At 63.5% G+C, this 16,925-nt stretch carries 13 protein-coding genes and 1 other RNA gene; 6 read left to right on the top strand and 8 right to left on the bottom strand.

Features of this window, described 5'->3' with window-relative positions; genetic code table 11:
- Positions 1–15 precede the first annotated feature (15 nt).
- From C0V82_RS02570 to C0V82_RS02555, 4 genes are all read right to left on the bottom strand, one after another.
- The gene (locus C0V82_RS02570) at positions 16–615 is read right to left on the bottom strand and encodes a 5-formyltetrahydrofolate cyclo-ligase (protein ID WP_102110996.1); all 600 of its coding nucleotides are present in this window, start codon (positions 613–615) and stop codon (positions 16–18) included.
- Positions 616–648: 33 nt separating this feature from the next.
- Positions 649–807: non-coding RNA, 6S RNA (gene ssrS, locus C0V82_RS02565), on the bottom strand.
- Positions 808–820: 13 nt separating this feature from the next.
- The gene (locus C0V82_RS02560; protein WP_102110995.1) at positions 821–1,177 is read right to left on the bottom strand and encodes a cell division protein ZapA; all 357 of its coding nucleotides are present in this window, start codon (positions 1,175–1,177) and stop codon (positions 821–823) included.
- Between the two features lie 2 nt (positions 1,178–1,179).
- Entirely contained in the window at positions 1,180–1,434 is a 255-nt protein-coding gene (locus C0V82_RS02555) for a hypothetical protein (protein WP_156344781.1), read from the bottom strand.
- Between the two features lie 352 nt (positions 1,435–1,786).
- On the opposite strand from C0V82_RS02555, the gene tkt reads away from it, so the two are divergent.
- From tkt to C0V82_RS02540, 3 genes are all read left to right on the top strand, one after another.
- Positions 1,787–3,775: a transketolase gene (tkt, locus tag C0V82_RS02550; protein ID WP_102110994.1), complete on the top strand. Its 1,989-nt coding sequence runs from the start codon at positions 1,787–1,789 to the stop codon at positions 3,773–3,775.
- Between the two features lie 468 nt (positions 3,776–4,243).
- Entirely contained in the window at positions 4,244–5,254 is a 1,011-nt protein-coding gene (gene gap / locus C0V82_RS02545) for a type I glyceraldehyde-3-phosphate dehydrogenase (protein WP_054169667.1), read from the top strand.
- Positions 5,255–5,384: 130 nt separating this feature from the next.
- Positions 5,385–5,621 carry a DUF3126 family protein gene (locus C0V82_RS02540; protein ID WP_054169668.1) on the top strand — a complete coding sequence of 79 codons (237 nt, stop codon included), beginning with the start codon at positions 5,385–5,387 and terminating at the stop codon, positions 5,619–5,621.
- A 42-nt stretch (positions 5,622–5,663) separates the two neighbouring features.
- Here C0V82_RS02540 and C0V82_RS02535 read toward each other — a convergent pair whose 3' ends face one another.
- Together C0V82_RS02535 and C0V82_RS02530 are read right to left on the bottom strand one after the other, a co-directional pair.
- Positions 5,664–7,031: an aspartate aminotransferase family protein gene (locus tag C0V82_RS02535; RefSeq protein ID WP_102110993.1), complete on the bottom strand. Its 1,368-nt coding sequence runs from the start codon at positions 7,029–7,031 to the stop codon at positions 5,664–5,666.
- 450 nt (positions 7,032–7,481) lie between these two features.
- The gene (locus C0V82_RS02530) at positions 7,482–9,104 is read right to left on the bottom strand and encodes an ABC-F family ATP-binding cassette domain-containing protein (RefSeq protein WP_102110992.1); all 1,623 of its coding nucleotides are present in this window, start codon (positions 9,102–9,104) and stop codon (positions 7,482–7,484) included.
- A gap of 236 nt (positions 9,105–9,340) precedes the next feature.
- Here C0V82_RS02530 and dprA point away from each other — a divergent pair, with 236 nt between their 5' ends.
- The 3 genes from dprA to C0V82_RS02515 are packed head-to-tail and all read left to right on the top strand — an operon-like array spanning position 9,341 to position 13,746.
- Positions 9,341–10,477, top strand: coding sequence for a DNA-processing protein DprA (gene dprA / locus C0V82_RS02525; RefSeq protein ID WP_102110991.1), 1,137 nt, complete (start codon positions 9,341–9,343; stop codon positions 10,475–10,477).
- A 51-nt stretch (positions 10,478–10,528) separates the two neighbouring features.
- The gene (topA, locus tag C0V82_RS02520) at positions 10,529–13,201 is read left to right on the top strand and encodes a type I DNA topoisomerase (protein ID WP_102110990.1); all 2,673 of its coding nucleotides are present in this window, start codon (positions 10,529–10,531) and stop codon (positions 13,199–13,201) included.
- Between the two features lie 26 nt (positions 13,202–13,227).
- Positions 13,228–13,746 carry a hypothetical protein gene (locus tag C0V82_RS02515; RefSeq protein ID WP_102110989.1) on the top strand — a complete coding sequence of 173 codons (519 nt, stop codon included), beginning with the start codon at positions 13,228–13,230 and terminating at the stop codon, positions 13,744–13,746.
- 10 nt (positions 13,747–13,756) lie between these two features.
- Here C0V82_RS02515 and C0V82_RS02510 read toward each other — a convergent pair whose 3' ends face one another.
- Complete coding sequence (locus C0V82_RS02510; protein ID WP_102110988.1) at positions 13,757–15,001, bottom strand: type 2 periplasmic-binding domain-containing protein; 1,245 nt, start codon at positions 14,999–15,001, stop codon at positions 13,757–13,759.
- 139 nt (positions 15,002–15,140) lie between these two features.
- A complete protein-coding gene (locus C0V82_RS02505; protein WP_102110987.1) occupies positions 15,141–16,925 on the bottom strand; it encodes a serine hydrolase domain-containing protein in 1,785 nt (594 codons plus the stop codon).

Here is a 16,925-nt window from a genome sequence, read left to right as displayed (position 1 = left end):
GATACCCCGAAGAATTTAGGCCGGGCGCCAGGCGCCCTGTTCCGTGACGATCCAGTCAAGCTTTTGATCGTAGGCGTCGATCGGCAGCTTATCCACCCCCTGCCCCGCATAGCCGATGCCCACGGCGATGGTCGGCGCTTCTGCCCGCAGCACCTCCAGCGTGCGATCATAGAAGCCGCCGCCATAGCCCAGACGGTAACCCTCCCGGTCAAAGGCCAGCAGCGGCACCAGCACAATGTCGGGCTGTGCCAGAGGCGCGTCGCCCATCGGTTCCATGATGCGGAAGGCACCGGGCACCAGCGGATGGCCAGGCCGCCAGAGCCGGAAGACCAGCGGCCAGGCGCGGCCCGTCACCACGGGCAAGGCGGTCGCATGGCCGGCGGCGGAAAGGGCCGACAGGGCGGGCAGCACATCCACCTCATCCCCCTTGGGATGATAGCCCGCGATGGTCAGGGGACCGGGGCGCAGTTCCGGCAGCAGCGACAGGAGATGAGGGACGATGACAGTCGCCGCAGCGGAACCAGATGCCACATGGGCGCGGGCACGGGCTTCGCGCGCCTGGATGCGGGCGGCCTGCTTGGCCTGGGCGATCAGATCGGCGTCCAGGTCGGTCATTGGTCAACCAAGTTCAGTGGCGGGGAAAAGCGGAAGATGGCCGCCTTGGCCGTTGGTATTTGCTATCCCTCGTGACCTGTGCAAACAGGTGGGAGCCATATGCCGGCACCACGGCGCCGGTAGGGACAGCCCCCTCGAGGAATGATTATCGGCCCCGGGGATAAAGCGACCTGACGCACCAGGCAGCCAACTTCCTGTACCCTATTTAGGCCCGTTCAAGCCGCGCTGCAATGTCTTCGATGCGTTTTGCCAGTGTATCGACGGCGGCGACCACCTTTGCCTCATCCGCCGGGGCCGTTGTCGGGGCCGGCGGATGCACAATGGGGGCCGGGGCGTGGCCGGCACGCAGGGCCTTAACCTCGGCCCGCGCCTCCATCAACTCATCCGCCAGCACGATGCAGGTGGCAATCAGGTTCTGCACCTCATGACCTGCGGCACCGCCCGTCAGTTCCTGCATGCGGGCATCAACATAGGCGGCCAGTTCCAGCAGGCGCTGCTCCTGCCCGTCCTCGCAGCTCAGCGAGTGGTTACGGCCATTCAGGGTGAAATCGACGCGACGCATGATCAACCTTCCTCAAGCACGCCTTGCAGGCGTGAAATCGCCGCGTCCAGGCGAACCTTCATGACGCGGGCCTGTTCCTGTGCCTGGCGTTCGCCATGGCGTGCCGCCGCCAGTTCCGCCTCCAGACGGAGCTTCTCCGCCAGCCAGCCAGCCGTGCCAGCCCCAGCGTCCAACCGTTCCAGACGGCGCGTCAGGGCGCGGTCCAGCAAGCCGATGGACTTATCCAGGCGCTCCAGCGCGGCGGTGAGGCTGTCCAAGGCGGGGCTCATTCAGGGCGGGTGGACGGATGCCGGCACCGTATACGGCACAGACGACAGACCTTAGGGGCCGCCCTCCCCCCACGTCAACATTCGCACCGCGAAAAACGCTGGAATCCGCCTTTTGGACCACCCCCATGGCCGGGCATCCGCCATGCTTGGCTGTCGCTTGACCCCCCCGGCGGATTTGGCCAATTTGCGGCCACCATTCGGGGGGTATCGGCCGTCGGACCGGGACGGTTGCCGCCGCCCGTCTGTCCTGTTGCGACACAGCACCAAGTACAGCGCTTTGTTAGAGCAATGTCCGGCCAGACCCAAAGGCCGGCGCCCCGCATGAAAGGCCCTTCGCGCAATGTCGTCCGATCTGACCGCTGGCGTGTCCCACGCCGATCTCGCCAACGCCATCCGCGCCCTGTCCATGGACGCTGTGGAAGCCGCCAAGTCCGGACATCCCGGCATGCCGATGGGCATGGCCGACGTCGCGACCGTCCTGTTCACGCAGTTTCTGAAGTTCGATCCCAAGCGCCCCGACTGGGCCGACCGTGACCGGTTCATCCTGTCGGCAGGCCACGGCTCGATGCTGCAATACAGCCTGATGTACCTGACCGGGTATGAAGACATCACGCTGGACGAGATCAAGCGCTTCCGTCAGATGGGCGCGAAGACCGCCGGCCACCCCGAATATGGCATGGCGCGCGGCATCGAGATGACCACCGGCCCGCTGGGCCAGGGCATCTCCACCGCCGTCGGCTTCGCCATGGCAGAGCGCATCCTGAATGCCCGTTTCGGCGACGATCTGGTTGATCACACCACCTACGTCATCGCCGGCGACGGCGACCTGCAGGAAGGCATCAGCCACGAAGCCTCGTCGCTGGCGGGCCATCTGGGCCTGTCCAAGCTGATCGTGCTGTGGGATGACAACCGCATCAGCATCGACGGCTCCACCGACCTGTCCTTTACCGAGGATGTGAAGGCCCGCTACGCCGCCTATAACTGGGACGTGTCCGCCGTTGACGGGCATGACCCGGTGGCGGTCGCCAAGGCCATCGCGGCGGCCAAGCTGACCGACAAGCCCTCGCTGATCGCCTGCCGCACAACCATCGGCTATGGCGCGCCGACCAAGGCCAACACTGCCGGCAGCCATGGCAGCCCGCTGGGCGCCGCCGAGATCGAGGGCGCGCGCAAGGCCCTGAACTGGCCGCATGCGCCGTTCGAGATTCCGGAATCCATCCTGCATGCCTGGCGCCATTTCGGCGACCGCGGTCACAAGGATGTCGATGCCTGGGTAAAGCGTCTGGCACGTTCGCCCAACCGTCTGGCCTTCAAGGCCGCCATCGCCGGCGACCTGTCGGCCGAGGCGCGCGCCGCCCTGCACGCCCATAAGAAGGCCGTGTCTGAGTCCAAACCCAAGATTGCCACCCGCCAGTCGTCGGGCAACACGCTGGACGTGATCGTCCCGCTGATGCCGGAAATGATGGGCGGTTCGGCTGACCTGACCGGGTCCAACAATACCCGCGTCAAGGCCCTGTCCAAGGCCGTGCAGAAGGACAGCTGGGATGGCCGCTACGTTCATTACGGCGTGCGTGAGCATGGAATGGCCGCGATCATGAATGGCATGGCCCTGCATGGCGGCATCATCCCCTATTCCGGCACCTTCCTTGCCTTCTCCGACTATAGCCGCCCGGCCATCCGCCTGGGTGCGCTGATGAAGCAGCGGGTCATCCATGTCATGACCCACGACAGCATTGGCCTGGGCGAAGACGGCCCGACGCATCAGCCCGTGGAGCATATCCCGGCGCTCCGCTGCATCCCCAACCTGCTGGTCCTGCGCCCCGCCGACGCCGTGGAAGCGGCGGAAGCCTGGGAAATCGCGCTGGATGCCAAGACGCGGCCCAGCGTGCTGGCCCTGACCCGCCAGAATCTGGCCACGATGCGCGTGGAGCACACGGACGAGAACCTGTCCGCCAAGGGCGCCTATGTCCTGCGCGAGGCATCGGGCCCCCGCAAGGTGACCCTGCTGGCCACGGGGTCGGAGGTGGAGATCGCCTTCAACGCGCGCGAAAAGCTGGAAGCCGAAGGCATCCCCACGGCGCTGGTCTCCATGCCGTCCTGGGAACTGTTCGCTGAACAGCCCGAAGCCTATCAGAAGGCCGTGCTGGGCGATGGTTTGCGCATCGGCGTGGAAGCCATGGTCCGCTTTGGCTGGGACCGCTGGATCGGCGAAAAGGGTGTGTTCATCGGCATGCCCGGCTTCGGCGAAAGCGCGCCCTACCAGGAACTGTACGCGCATTTCGGCATCACCGCCGAGGCCATCGTGAAGGCGGCGAAGGAGCGGCTGTAAGCTGCTTCTCGACCAGCATCGGAAGTGACGCCGACGGCGCCAGGGTGCATCCTGGCGCCGTTTTGCATTTACCAGCAGCAGGAGGTGCCCCAAGGGCACCAAGCGCAAGGTCGTTTGCGAACTGGCGGAGGACGATGTCGCTCTTCAGCCAGAGTTGGTGAAGGGATGAGTGGCCACCAAGGATGAATGAAACGCCAGATACCCGGATCGTCAGCTCCTTACCGCCCCCACCCCCGCACAAACCCTGACCCGAAAGAGTCATGCCGGTAACGCCGTTACCTGAATTGCGCCCTTCCCGCAAAAAAACTAAGCTGCAACCCGTGCGCTTCACGCATGGCGGAAGGGACGGTTGCGCCCTTGTATGCGGGGGGTTCAAGGGTTAATTCGGGCTTGGGAACCTGGGCCGGCACGCGGCCCATCGGCCCCCGTGCCAGAGCCGGCGCGGGCGTCGTTCAATCGGAGGAAAGCATGGCTGTCAAAGTTGCGATCAACGGGTTCGGGCGTATTGGCCGTCTGGTTCTGCGCGCCCTCATCGAAAGCGGCCGCAAGGATATCGTGGTCGTCGCCATCAACGATCTGGCTGACGCCAATTCCAATGCCCACCTGCTGAAGTATGACAGCGTCCATGGCCGCTTCCCCGGCACGGTCGAGGTGGTTGACGGCAATCTGGTCGTCAATGGCCACACGATCCGTTCCGTGCAGCAGCGCGACCCGGCCCAGTTGCCCTGGGGTGAGCTGGGTGTGGATATCGCGCTCGAATGCTCCGGCATCTTCACCAGCCGCGATGCAGCGTCCAAGCACCTGACCGCCGGCGCCAAGAAGGTGCTGATCTCCGCTCCCGCAACGGATGAAGACCTGACGGTTGTCTATGGCGTGAACCATGACAAGCTGACGGCTGATCACAAGATCGTCTCCAACGCTTCCTGCACCACCAACTGCCTGGCGCCCGTCGCCCATGTGCTGAACCAGGGCATCGGCATCGCCCATGGCTTCATGACCACCATCCACAGCTACACCGGCGACCAGAACACCGTGGACACGTTCCACAAGGATCTGCACCGCGCCCGTGCCGCAGCGCTGAACATCATCCCGACCTCGACCGGTGCCGCCAAGGCCGTGGGCAAGGTGCTGCCGGAACTGAAGGGCAAGCTGGACGGCACCTCGCTGCGCGTGCCGACCCCGAATGTGTCGGTCGTCGATTTCAAGTTCGTGGCCAAGCGCAACACGACCGTCGAAGAAGTCAACCAGCTGATCAAGGACGCCGCCGCCTCGGGTCCGCTGAAGGGCATCCTGGGCGCCTATGCCGAGCCGCTGGTTTCCACCGACTTCAACCATGACAGCCACAGCTCGATCTTCGCCTTGAACGAGACGAAGGTCATGGAAGGCAACTTCGTGCGTATCCTGACCTGGTACGACAATGAATGGGGCTTCTCCAACCGCATGGGTGACACCGTCATCGCCATGGCGAACGCGGGCTGATTTCCCGACTGGTCTTTGTCAGCGATCAGGCTATCCTGATCGCTGACCGGATCGACAACAGGGGCGCCGTTCCGGCGGGAACGGCGCCCCTGGCTTTTCTTTGACCCCCAAGAGCCACAAGAAAGGGCAGATGGACATGACCCCCAATGAGATCGCGCGGCTTCAGACCTATCTGCGCAAGAATTTCGGCAACGACAAGATCACGGTGAACCCGCCGGCCAAGAAGGGCCAGCCGGTCGAAGTGACCATCGGGGAGGAATTCATCGGTACCCTTTACCGCGACGAGGATGATGGCGACGTGTCCTATGCGTTCAACATGACCATCCTGTCCGAAGACCTGCCGAACATCGCCCCGGCGAAGAAGTAAGGTCGGGTGATCGGGGGCGGATTTGACCGCCCCCACCCCTTCTTACATCACGCCCAGATCACGGGCCGTCAGGTCCAGCGCCAGCTTCGCCAGCCGCGCCACCTCATCCGCCTCTCCCTTCGTCATGGTCAGGGCGGGGGCGTAGACCAGACTGTCGCGGATGCCGCGCATGATCAGGTTATTATGGAAGCAATGGTCGCGCGCCATAAGGCCGACCTTGCCACCACCGGGAAAACGCTGCCGCGTCTTCCGATCCTTCACAATCTCGATGGCGCCGATCATGCCTTCGGAGCGGATTTCACCCACGATGGGGTGACCATCCAAGACCTCTTCCAGCTTGTCGCGCAAGTACGGCCCAATGTCGGTCCGCGCCCGGTCCACCAGCCCTTCCCGCTCAATCACCTCCAGATTGGCCAGTGCTACGGCGCAGGCCACGGGGTGACCGGAATAGGTGAAGCCGTGGTAGAACTCCCCACCTTCCTGGATCAGCGTGTTGGCCACCCGGTCGCCCACCATGACGGCGGAGAGCGGGATGTAGCCGGACGTGATGCCCTTGGCCAGGGTCATGAAATCCGGCTGGATCCCGTAACGCTGTGACCCGAACCAATGGCCCAGTCGACCGAAACCGCAGATCACCTCGTCCGCGATCAGCAGGATGTCGTGTTCCTTGCAGATGCGGTTAATCTCCGGCCAGTAGCTATCGGGTGGGATGATGACGCCGCCAGCCCCCTGCACCGGTTCCCCAATAAAGGCGGCGACATTCTCCGGCCCGATGGCGAGGATTTTTTCTTCCACCGCGCGGGCCGCCAGCCGGCCAAAGGCCTCCGCACTCATCTCCCCCTGCCCTTCAAAGGGGTAAGGGGCCATGACATGGGCGAAGCCGGGCAGCGGCAGGCCGCCCTGTTCATGCATCACCTTCATGCCGTTCAGCGAGGTGGCCGCCATGGTGGTGCCGTGATAGCCATGCTCCCGTCCGATAAAGACGCGTTTTTCTGGCTTACCCTTCAAGGCCCAATAATGGCGGGCCATGCGTACGATGGTGTCGTTCGCCTCTGATCCGGAATTGGCGAAGAAGGCGCGGGACAGGCCCGGCGGCGTCAGTTCCGCCAGCTTAGCCGCCAGCCGCACCGTCGGTTCCGTCGTGGTCTTGAAGAAGCCGTGATAAAAGCTGAGATCGGTCAATTGCCGATAGGCGGCATCGGCCAGTTCCCGCCGCCCATAGCCGACATTCACACACCACAGCCCGGCCATGGCGTCGAGGATGCGCGCCCCGGTGCTATCGGTCAGCCACACCCCCTCGGCATGGGTGATGATGCGGGGACCACCAAGGGCGGCCAGTTCCTGATGGTCGGTAAAGGGGTGCCAGTGATGGGCACCCGACAGGCGTTTCAGTTCAGCGGTGTCGGTCATGACGCCAACTCCCAAGCCAGGGATTGAAGATGCAGGCAATGGACGGATGGACAACAGCCGTCAGACCGGCGGGTTGAACCCGATCCGGGCGCAGAGCAACAGCATCACTTCCTTGGGGCACGGGCCATGATAGGTCATGGAGAGATCATACCGCCACCGGGCGGCGGCGTCACGGGGGTGGTCTGTGAAACATCGTGCACCATGAACAGGGGCGATGTTTCGCGGAGCAGTCCGTGGCAACGCTCAGCCAAACAAAACTGTGAAACACTGCGCAACATGAAACAACGCCGTGTTTCATAGAAGATAGACGCACCATCGCACCGCCGGTGCACAGCGACGCGAGGGCAGTAGGGCTACAGGCGCAGTTCGGGCGTTGACGTTCAGAGAATAACATAAGGGGTCGGAAAAGTCAGCGGTGGGCAGCGGAACCCGGACTGCAGACTGTTCGCGTCAGCCGCGCAGCCCAGGCGCCTCCTGCCCTGTGCGCGCCACATATTCAGTGTAGCCGCCACCATATTGATGGATGCCGTCCGGCGTCAGTTCCAGCACGCGGTTCGACAGCGTGGCCAGGAAATGCCGGTCGTGGGAGACGAACAGCATGGTACCTTCATAATTGGCCAGCGCGGTGATCAGCATCTGCTTGGTATCAAGGTCGAGATGGTTTGTCGGTTCGTCCAGGACCAGGAAATTGGGCGGGTTGTACAGCATCATGGCCATTACCAGACGCGCCTTCTCGCCCCCTGACAGGACCCGGCAACGCTTTTCCACATCATCACCGGAAAAGCCGAAACAGCCTGCCAAGGCGCGCAGGGAACCCTGACCTGCCTGCGGGAAGGCGCTTTCGAGTGCTTCAAACACTGTCTGTTCGCCGTCCAGCAGCTCCATCGCGTGCTGGGAGAAATAGCCCATCTTCACGCTGGCCCCGACGGTAACTGTCCCCGTGTCGGGTTTGTCAGCCCCGGCGATCAGCTTCAGCAAGGTCGATTTACCGGCCCCGTTGACGCCCATGACGCACCAGCGTTCCTTGCGACGGATGGTGAAGTCAAAGCCCTGATAGATGCTGCGGCTGCCATAGCCCTTATGAACATTGCGCAGGACAGCGACATCATCGCCCGAACGTGGTGCCGGCGGGAAGTCGAACATCACCGTCTGGCGGCGCTTGGGCGGCTCAACGCGTTCGATCTTGTCCAGCTTCTTGACGCGGCTTTGCACCTGGCTGGCGTGTGAGGCGCGGGCCTTGAAGCGTTCAATGAACTTGATCTCCTTGGCCAGCATGGCCTGCTGACGCTCAAACTGTGCCTGCTGCTGCTTTTCGTTCAGGGCGCGCTGCTGTTCATAGAAGGTGTAGTCTCCAGAATAGGAGTTCAGTGAGCCGCCGTCGATTTCGATGATCTTGTTCACGATCCGGTTCATGAATTCCCGGTCGTGCGAGGTCATCAGCAGCGCGCCGTCATAATCCTTCAGGAACCCTTCCAGCCAGATCAGGCTTTCAATGTCCAGATGGTTGCTGGGCTCGTCCAGCAGCATGGCATCGGGCTTCATCAACAGGATGCGGCCCAGCGCCACGCGCATCTTCCAGCCGCCCGACAAGGCGCCGACATCCTTGTCCATCATTTCCTGGCTGAAGCTGAGGCCGGCCAGGACCTCGCGCGCACGGCCCTCCAGCTCATAGCCGCCCAACTCGTCAAAGCGGGCCTGCACCTCGCCATAGCGCTCAATGATGGCGTCCATCTGGTCGACCTGGTCGGGATCGGCCATGGCCACTTCCAGGCTGGCCAGCTCCTTGGCGATCTCGCTGACCGGTCCGGCACCGTCCATCACTTCCTGGACGGCGCTGCGGCCCGCCATCTCGCCCACATCCTGATTGAAATAGCCGATGGAGACCTGCTTCTCCACCGAGACTTGGCCCGTGTCCGGCTGTTCCTCACCCGTGATCATGCGGAACAGGGTGGTCTTGCCGGCGCCGTTAGGACCGACCAGCCCCACCTTCTCGCCCCGGTTCAGGGCCGCAGAGGACTCCAGGAAAAGAATACGGTGACCATTATGTTTGCTGATGTTTTCGAAGCGGATCATGGGGCCGGTTTCCAGGGGGCGTGTTTGGCCCCGTTATGCCACAAGATGCCGGGTGCGACAGGGGTCTGATGAATCGCGCAGGCCTGCCCAGCGCGCGCGCCGGACATCTGCGGCAGCCTACTGCGGATGATGGCGGCAGGTTGAGCTGTTCAGCAGTGAAGAGTTGGGTGGCGTTTCGCCTGAATGCCGCCACGATCCACGTTGACACTAGCATGTAATTGCAGAACCATAAGCGCATGCAATCTTCAATCGCCCCTCTTCCCCATGCCGAGCGTATCGACCGTGTCCGTCTGATCCGGGCGGAGAATGTCGGGCCGGTGACCTTCATCCGGCTGCTGGAGCGGTTCGGGACTGCCACCGCTGCGCTGGCGGCACTACCGGAGCTGGCCAAGCGCGGTGGGCGGGCCGCGCCGTTACGGATACCGGGCAAGGCAGAGGTGGAACGGGAGGCAGCGGCACTGGAGCGGATGGGCGCGCGGTGGCTGTTTCGCGGTGAGGCGGAGTATCCAGGGCCGCTGGCAGCACTGGATGACGCGCCCCCGGTGCTGACCCTGCTGGGATTTCCGGCGCTGCTGTCACGGCCCTGTGTGGGAATTGTCGGTGCCCGCAATGCCAGCATTGTGGGCCGCAAGATGGCCGAAAAGCTGGGCCGCGATCTGGCAGAGGCTGGGTTCACGGTGGTGTCGGGTCTGGCGCGCGGCATTGATACATCGGCGCATCAGGGTGCATTGGCCGGTGGGGTCGCGGGTGGGGGCACGGTGGCGGTGGTCGCTGGTGGGGTGGATATTGTCTATCCGCCGGAAAATGAGGGTCTTTACCGTGACATTGCACAGCGCGGCGCCGTGCTAGCCGAATCACCCCTCGGCACCGAACCACAGGCCCGGCACTTCCCCCGGCGCAACCGCCTGATTTCCGGTCTGTCGCTAGGCGTGGTGGTGGTGGAGGCGGCAGTGAAGTCAGGATCGCTGATCACCGCGCGCTTTGCCGGCGAACAGGGCCGTGAGGTGTTTGCGGTGCCAGGATCACCGCTGGACCCGCGCGCCCAGGGCTGTAACCGCCTGATCAAGGAGGGGGCGGGGCTGGTGGAGAATGCCGATGATGTGATCAACCACCTGCAAGGCGCGCTGCGCCGCCCCTTCAGCGAGCCCAGCGGCGGACTGTTCCGCCCCACCAATCCTGCCCGAGAAGACGAGGCAGAACTGGAAAAAGCGCGCCGTCTGGTGGCGGAGTGCCTGTCCCCCTCCCCGGTTCTCATTGACGAAGTGGTCCGCGGCTGCCAATTGTCTGCCGGTGTGGTGTTGACTGTCCTGCTGGAACTGGAACTGGCGGGGCGGCTGCAGCGCCATCCCGGTGGGCAGGTCAGCCTGATCTGATCCTGTCCTGCCGTTCGGTCGTCCATCGTTCTTGCAAAGGCGGGTCCTTCAGTGGCTGGCAGTGTCGTCATCGTCGAATCCCCGGCCAAGGCCAAGACCATCAACAAATATCTAGGCTCGGACTTCACCGTCCTGGCCAGCTTCGGGCATGTGCGCGACCTTCCGCCCAAGGATGGGTCGGTGCGCCCCGAAGAGGATTTCGAGATGGATTGGGAGCTGGGTGACCGGTCCAAGCGCCATGTCGATGAGATTGCCCGCGCCGTGAAGGGTGCAAACCGCGTCTTCCTGGCCACTGACCCGGATCGCGAGGGGGAAGCCATCGCGTGGCATGTGCATGAGCTGCTGAAGGAAAAGCGGCTGGCCGGAAAGGCGGAAATCCGCCGCATCACCTTTAACGAGATCACCAAGAGTGCCGTTCTGGACGCCATCGGCAAGCCGCGCGATGTGGACCAGGAACTGGTGCAGGCCTATCTGGCACGCCGCGCGCTGGATTATCTGGTGGGTTTCAACCTGTCGCCCGTGCTGTGGCGCAAGCTGCCCGGGTCGAAGTCGGCGGGGCGCGTGCAGTCGGTGGCCCTGCGCCTGATCTGTGAGCGTGAGGCCGAGATTGAGGCGTTCAAGCCGCAGGAATACTGGACCATCGAGGCGGAGTTCAAAACCCACGATGGATCGACCTTCACCGCGCGGTTGACACAGCTGGACGGCAAGCGGCTGGAGAAGTTCAGCCTGAACAACAAGGAAGGTGCCGAGGCCGCACTGGCCCGCATCCGTCCGATGCTGTTCAAGGTCGGCCGGGTGGAGCGCAAGGAGGTGAAGCGCAACCCCTATGCGCCGTTTACCACCTCCACCCTGCAGCAGGAAGCCAGCCGCAAGCTGGGCTTTGGCGCCGTCAAGACCATGCGTACGGCCCAGAAGCTGTATGAAGGTGTGGATATTGGCGGGGAGACGGTCGGTCTCATTACCTATATGCGTACCGATGGTGTGTCGTTGAGCCACGAGGCCATCGAGGGGTCACGGCGCCTGATCGACCAGACCTGGGGCGACAATTACGTCCCGGAAAAGCCCCGTATCTATAAGACCGCGGCCAAGAACGCCCAGGAAGCGCACGAGGCCATCCGCCCGACCGACCTGTTCAAGCGGCCGGACCAGCTCTCGCGCTATCTGGATAAGGATGAGCTGCGGCTTTATGAGCTGATCTGGAAGCGCACGGTCGCGTCGCAGATGGCCAGCGCCGTGCTGGATCAGGTCACGGTCGACATCATGTCGAAGGGGGCCGAAGCCGTTTTCCGCGCCACCGGTTCCATTCTGAAGTTCGACGGCTTCCTGAAGGTCTATCAGGAGGAAAAGGACGATGACGGGGAGGAGGAGGAGAACCGCCGCCTGCCGCCCATGAAGGATGGCGACGACCTGACGCGCGGCGCCCTGAAATCCGACCAGCATTTCACCCAGCCCCCGCCCCGCTATACAGAGGCGAGCCTGGTGAAGAAGATGGAGGAGCTGGGCATCGGTCGTCCTTCCACCTATGCCTCCACCCTGCAGGTCTTGCAGGAGCGCAATTATGTGCGGCTGGAGAAGCGGCGGTTCGAGCCGGAGGACCGTGGCCGGCTGGTCACCAGCTTCCTGGAGAATTTCTTCAACCGCTATGTCCAGTATGATTTCACGGCGGCCCTGGAAGAGAAGCTGGACGATATTTCCGGCGGGCGTATCTTCTGGAAGGATGTGCTGCGCGAATTCTGGAAGCATTTCCATGCCTCCATCGACGAGACCAAGGACCTGACCATCACCCAGGTGCTGAACGCCCTGGACGATGCGCTGGGGCCGCACTTCTTCCCCGACCGGTTCGATACGCAAGGGCACAAGATCGACGTACGCGCCTGCCCCACCTGTGGGGCCGGGCGGCTATCGTTGAAGCTGGGCAAGACGGGGGCCTTCATCGGCTGCTCCAACTACCCGGAATGCCGCTATACCCGCCCGCTGGCCGTGGCGGGCGAAGAGGCGGAGGCGGATGCCGATCGTGATCTGGGCGTCGATCCCGAGACGAACCAGAATGTCGTGATGAAGCGCGGGCCCTATGGCGTCTATGTCCAGCTGGGCGAGGCCATGGCTAAGGGGGAGAAGCCCAAACGCGTGTCCCTGCCGCGTGGCCTGAACCCGCAGGATGTGGACCTGAATACGGCGTTGGCGCTGCTGTCGCTGCCGCGTTCGCTGGGCATGCATCCGTCGTCGGGCCAGGAGATCCAGGCCGGTATCGGACGCTTCGGACCGTATCTGAAGCATGGCGATGCCTATAAGAACATCCCGCCCGATGATGACGTGCTGACCATCGGCTTGAACCGTGCGGTCGTCCTTCTGGGTGATGGGCCGGTGAAGAAGGCTGTGGCGGGACGCGAACTGGGCAACCATCCCAAGGATGGCAAGCCCATCTCAATCGGGTCCGGTCGCTTTGGCCCCTATGTAAAGCATAACAAGCTGTTCGCCAGCATTACCAAGGCCTACAACGCCGACACGCTGACCCTGGAACAGGCGGTGGAACTGCTGGCTGCGAAGGCCGCCAAGGACACGGCCAAGAAGGGGGCGGCACCAGAAGCGGAGGCCGAGGAAAAGCCGAAGAAGGCGCCCGCTAAGAAAGCCGCCGCACCAAAGGCGGCAGCGGCAAAGAAGCCAGCGGCGAAAACGGCAACGACGACGGCAAAGAAGCCGGCAGTGAAAAAAACCAAGGCGTGAACTTGCAAACAGCGATAGGGTGAACCATGTTCAGCCGTATAAAGGGTATCAGCACCCTGGAGGGCACCATGCGCACCCTGTTTCTGACAGGCCTAGTTCTGTCGATCATCGCCCTTTCCGCGACGGCAGAGGAACAGGCGGCACCCACATCGGCCCCGGTGAATACCTTCACCCTGCTCGAAAAGAAGCCGGAGCCGCAGCCGGTGGGGGGTGGCCCTGCGGCCCGCACAGTGCCCGATTACAGCCAGGGCGTACCGGTGGCGCAGGCGCAGCAGGCCGAGCAGGAAGCCAAATGCCGTGTGCGCAAGACTGTGGAGGCCGGTGTTGCCATGGGCGGCGTCAGCGGCACCTATGCCGGTGCACGCCTGGATTACGGCAAGGATGACAAGGCGCTGGCTCGTGGCTATGCCCCCAACCCCTGCCCCGATACCGGCTTTGCCATGTCGTTGGCCGTGTCCAGCAGCGACATGGAGGTGAAGCGCCGGGGGGACCGCCGTCCGATGCAAATGGACGAAGACGGGCGGCCCGACCTGATGGAACGGTAAGGCCCCTGTCCTATTTCCCGTTCAAGGTCCGTTCGATATTCAAGCCGATGGTCACCCCACCCAGGGCAGGGGCAGAGGGATCGCCGCCGATGGCAAAACTGATCTGGACGCTGAACTGACTGGTCGATTGATCAAAGGCGATATTGTCGACAAAGGCGGTATCAGGCCCTTTGACGACCGTCATGGAAAATTTCCGTTCATCCGCCTGCCATAGGTCGCTGGACAAAGGGTCCGACGCCACTGCCATGCCTGCCCCGTCGAACAGCAGGATTTCCGATACCATGCCGCCTGATACGGCCCGTAACCGGTAAAGTGCTGCCGACAGCGGATGGTCGCGTAAGCCAGTAACCAACGGGTCGTCCCTCCGGTCACGGTGCGCCTGATAACGACGGTCCTCCACCATGATCTGCTGCACCGGCTTTGCCCCGTTCGCCTGCCACGCGGCGGCCAAGGCCGGCAATAAAGTCGGATCGGCCAGAAGCTGATCGCGCACATGCTGTGCCACCGCCAGGGCCGTCCGCCGTTCAGCCGACGAGAGAGCCATGTTGGCGGCGGCGCAATGCGGGACCTGGGCGTTGAACCGCTCCAGAAAACCCGGATACGCCTTCAGAAAGGCGGCGGAGAAATAGACGCCCAGCGGCATGTAACGTTCAAAAGCGATGGTCAGACCGGTGGCATCGATGCCCGCGTCCCGCCGGGCGGAGGCCAACTCCGCCTCATCCATCAGGACGGCCGCGACACGGCCCCCAACCAGCATCCGTAGAAGCTGTGCGCCGCTGCGTGCCGCGCCATCGACATTGGACTCATGGGCTTGCAGCCATTTCAACTGATTGGAACCCAACACCGCCGCCACGGGCAGTCCCGTCCGCACCTGAGCGGGGATTGCACCGGCGGGTGCCGTCGTCACCCATACCCAGCGCTCCAGCGCCAGCGGAAGGGACAGGCGCCCGGCATCGGTATCACGCGCAGCATCCGGGGCCACAGAGAACACACCCTGCGCCAAGCCCTGCCGCACCTGTTCATGGGCGCGCAGCCAGGGGGACAGGTCCACCTGATAGCGCTGCCCCAGCCGGTCCATGACGCAATCGAAGGCACGCATGGAGGTGCCATCCAGACTGTCGCCCACCATTTCCTGATAGGGCGGCGCAATATTGGTGAGAAACCGCGGTATCTCTGCGGCTGACGCCCGTGCAGCGGGAACCAGCAGGACCAAGGTCCCCAGCAGCAGACGCCCCGCCATGGTGACAAGGCGCATTTCACTCCCTTCTCGCCGATCTTGGTGTCGACGGGCAGGGATTAGTCTAGGCCTGTCACGGCCTGTACGAATATCTATCCGGAAGGTTCTGAAATAGATCGCAGACCAACTCAATTCACGGCGTAACGCGTCCCCGGCCTTATCCCCAAAGGCGCAGCGGCACCAGGCCGGCCGCGGCCAAGACGGTCAGCCATTGCAAGGCGGCGACCGACGCGAACCGGTCCAGCCATGGCAAACGGCCGGTATGGTGGCGATCAAGATAAAGGGCCGCCAGAAGGGCGACCGGCAACAGACCGGTCACAACGGCCAATAGCACGCTGCCCACGGTGGCATCGCCCAGCGCCAGGAACGACTGCCCCCAGATCAGGAACGGCGCGGGCAGCGCCAGGGCCAGCAGGGCGGAAATGCTGACCATCCCGCCCAGACTGCGCGGACCGAAAGTCAGCCGCCAGAGACCGGCCAGCAGCAGCCATCCAAGGCCCAGCAGACCCACCCCGACTGATAGCCAGCCCAACCAGAAACGCCATGCTTGCACGCGTTGATAGCTTTGCCCGCCATCACTGAAGGAGACACCTTCGGAGTCGTCCATGAACACATGCGAGGCGATGCTGCGATCCTGCTGCCGGAACAGGCCGTTGCCCAAGGGAAGCAGCAGGCGATCCGGCCTTTGCATGTTGGTCAGAAGAAGACCATCGGAGACCGCCGCCACCGTTACGGTTGCTGTCAGCCCGTCCAGATAGGAGAACTGATTAAAACGGTTGGGCAATGGGGTGTAGAGGCCCTGCCACTTTTCCCTATCCGGGTCCGCAACAGGCGGTAATGGGGGCAGGGTTGGAAGTCCAAGGGAACGGATCAGGGTGGCGTCCAGGGCTGTGTAGCTGGCCGTCTCACTGTCTGCATTCACGCTTACGAAAAACGCCTTACCCTGATCTGGGTAGAGACAGAGCATGGCACGGTAGCCAACGATATTGCCGGCATGACAGAGCCCCACCACACCATGCCGATCGCGGGCTTGCAGGCCCAGCGCATAACCAATGGGCAGACCAGCCTTGGCCGCTGCTGTGCCCGTCTGATGCCCCATGGCGTGCAGCAGGTCAGAGGCGATGAACGGCAGCCCATTGATCATGCCATCGTCCATCAGGAACTGCGCCAGCCGCGCCATGTCAGCGGCACTGGTCGTGAACTGTCCAGCGGGGCGGGTGAACCAGGGGATGGCAGCCTGGGTCGACCCATCGTCGAAATGGCCCATGGCAAGCCGGGGATCGGCATCCGGCCCCGTCTGCGTTACAAAGCCGAAGGTGCTGTCCCGCATGCCTAGTGGCGTCAGGAGTTCACGGTCAAGCCAATCCTCATACCGCTCCCCCGTCACTGCCTCCACCACCATACCAAGCAGCGTGTAGCCCGTGTTGGAGTAGGAGAAGCGTTGCCCCGGTGGCCAGCGCAGACGCAGTGCTTTTCCGGGGCGGCTGATCCCCTGGACCAGGGGCGTGTCAGGGGTGGGCAACAAACTGAAAACCTGCCAAAGCCGCGCATCATCCAGACCCGACGTATGGTCCAGCAGATGGCGCAGGCGAAGCGGATGGGTTGCGGTCCAGGGATTATCGATGGCGACCGTGGGCAGGATGTCGGCCAGCGGTTGATCCAGAGACAGGCGGCTCATCGTGACGAGACGAAGCACACCCGTGGCCAGTACCGTCTTGGTCACTGATCCCATCTGCACCCGGTGGTCGGGTCGCATGGCCTCGCCGGTGCCCGCATCGGCCAGACCGGCAGCCCCGGTTGCTACCCCCTCCGGCGTGACCAGGGCCCAGACGGCACCCGTCAGCCCCTGTTCACGCAGGGCCGCCTCCATCTCACCTGTAACCTCCGCCCGTACCGGCAGGACGGCAGCAAGCAGGAGGAGGCAGCAGAAGAGCAGGCGCAT

It is taken from the genome of Niveispirillum cyanobacteriorum (assembly GCF_002868735.1).
Classification (GTDB): domain Bacteria; phylum Pseudomonadota; class Alphaproteobacteria; order Azospirillales; family Azospirillaceae; genus Niveispirillum; species Niveispirillum cyanobacteriorum.
The sequence above is the reverse complement of the archived record's forward strand: the minus strand, read 5'-3'. Positions and strand labels throughout refer to the sequence as shown.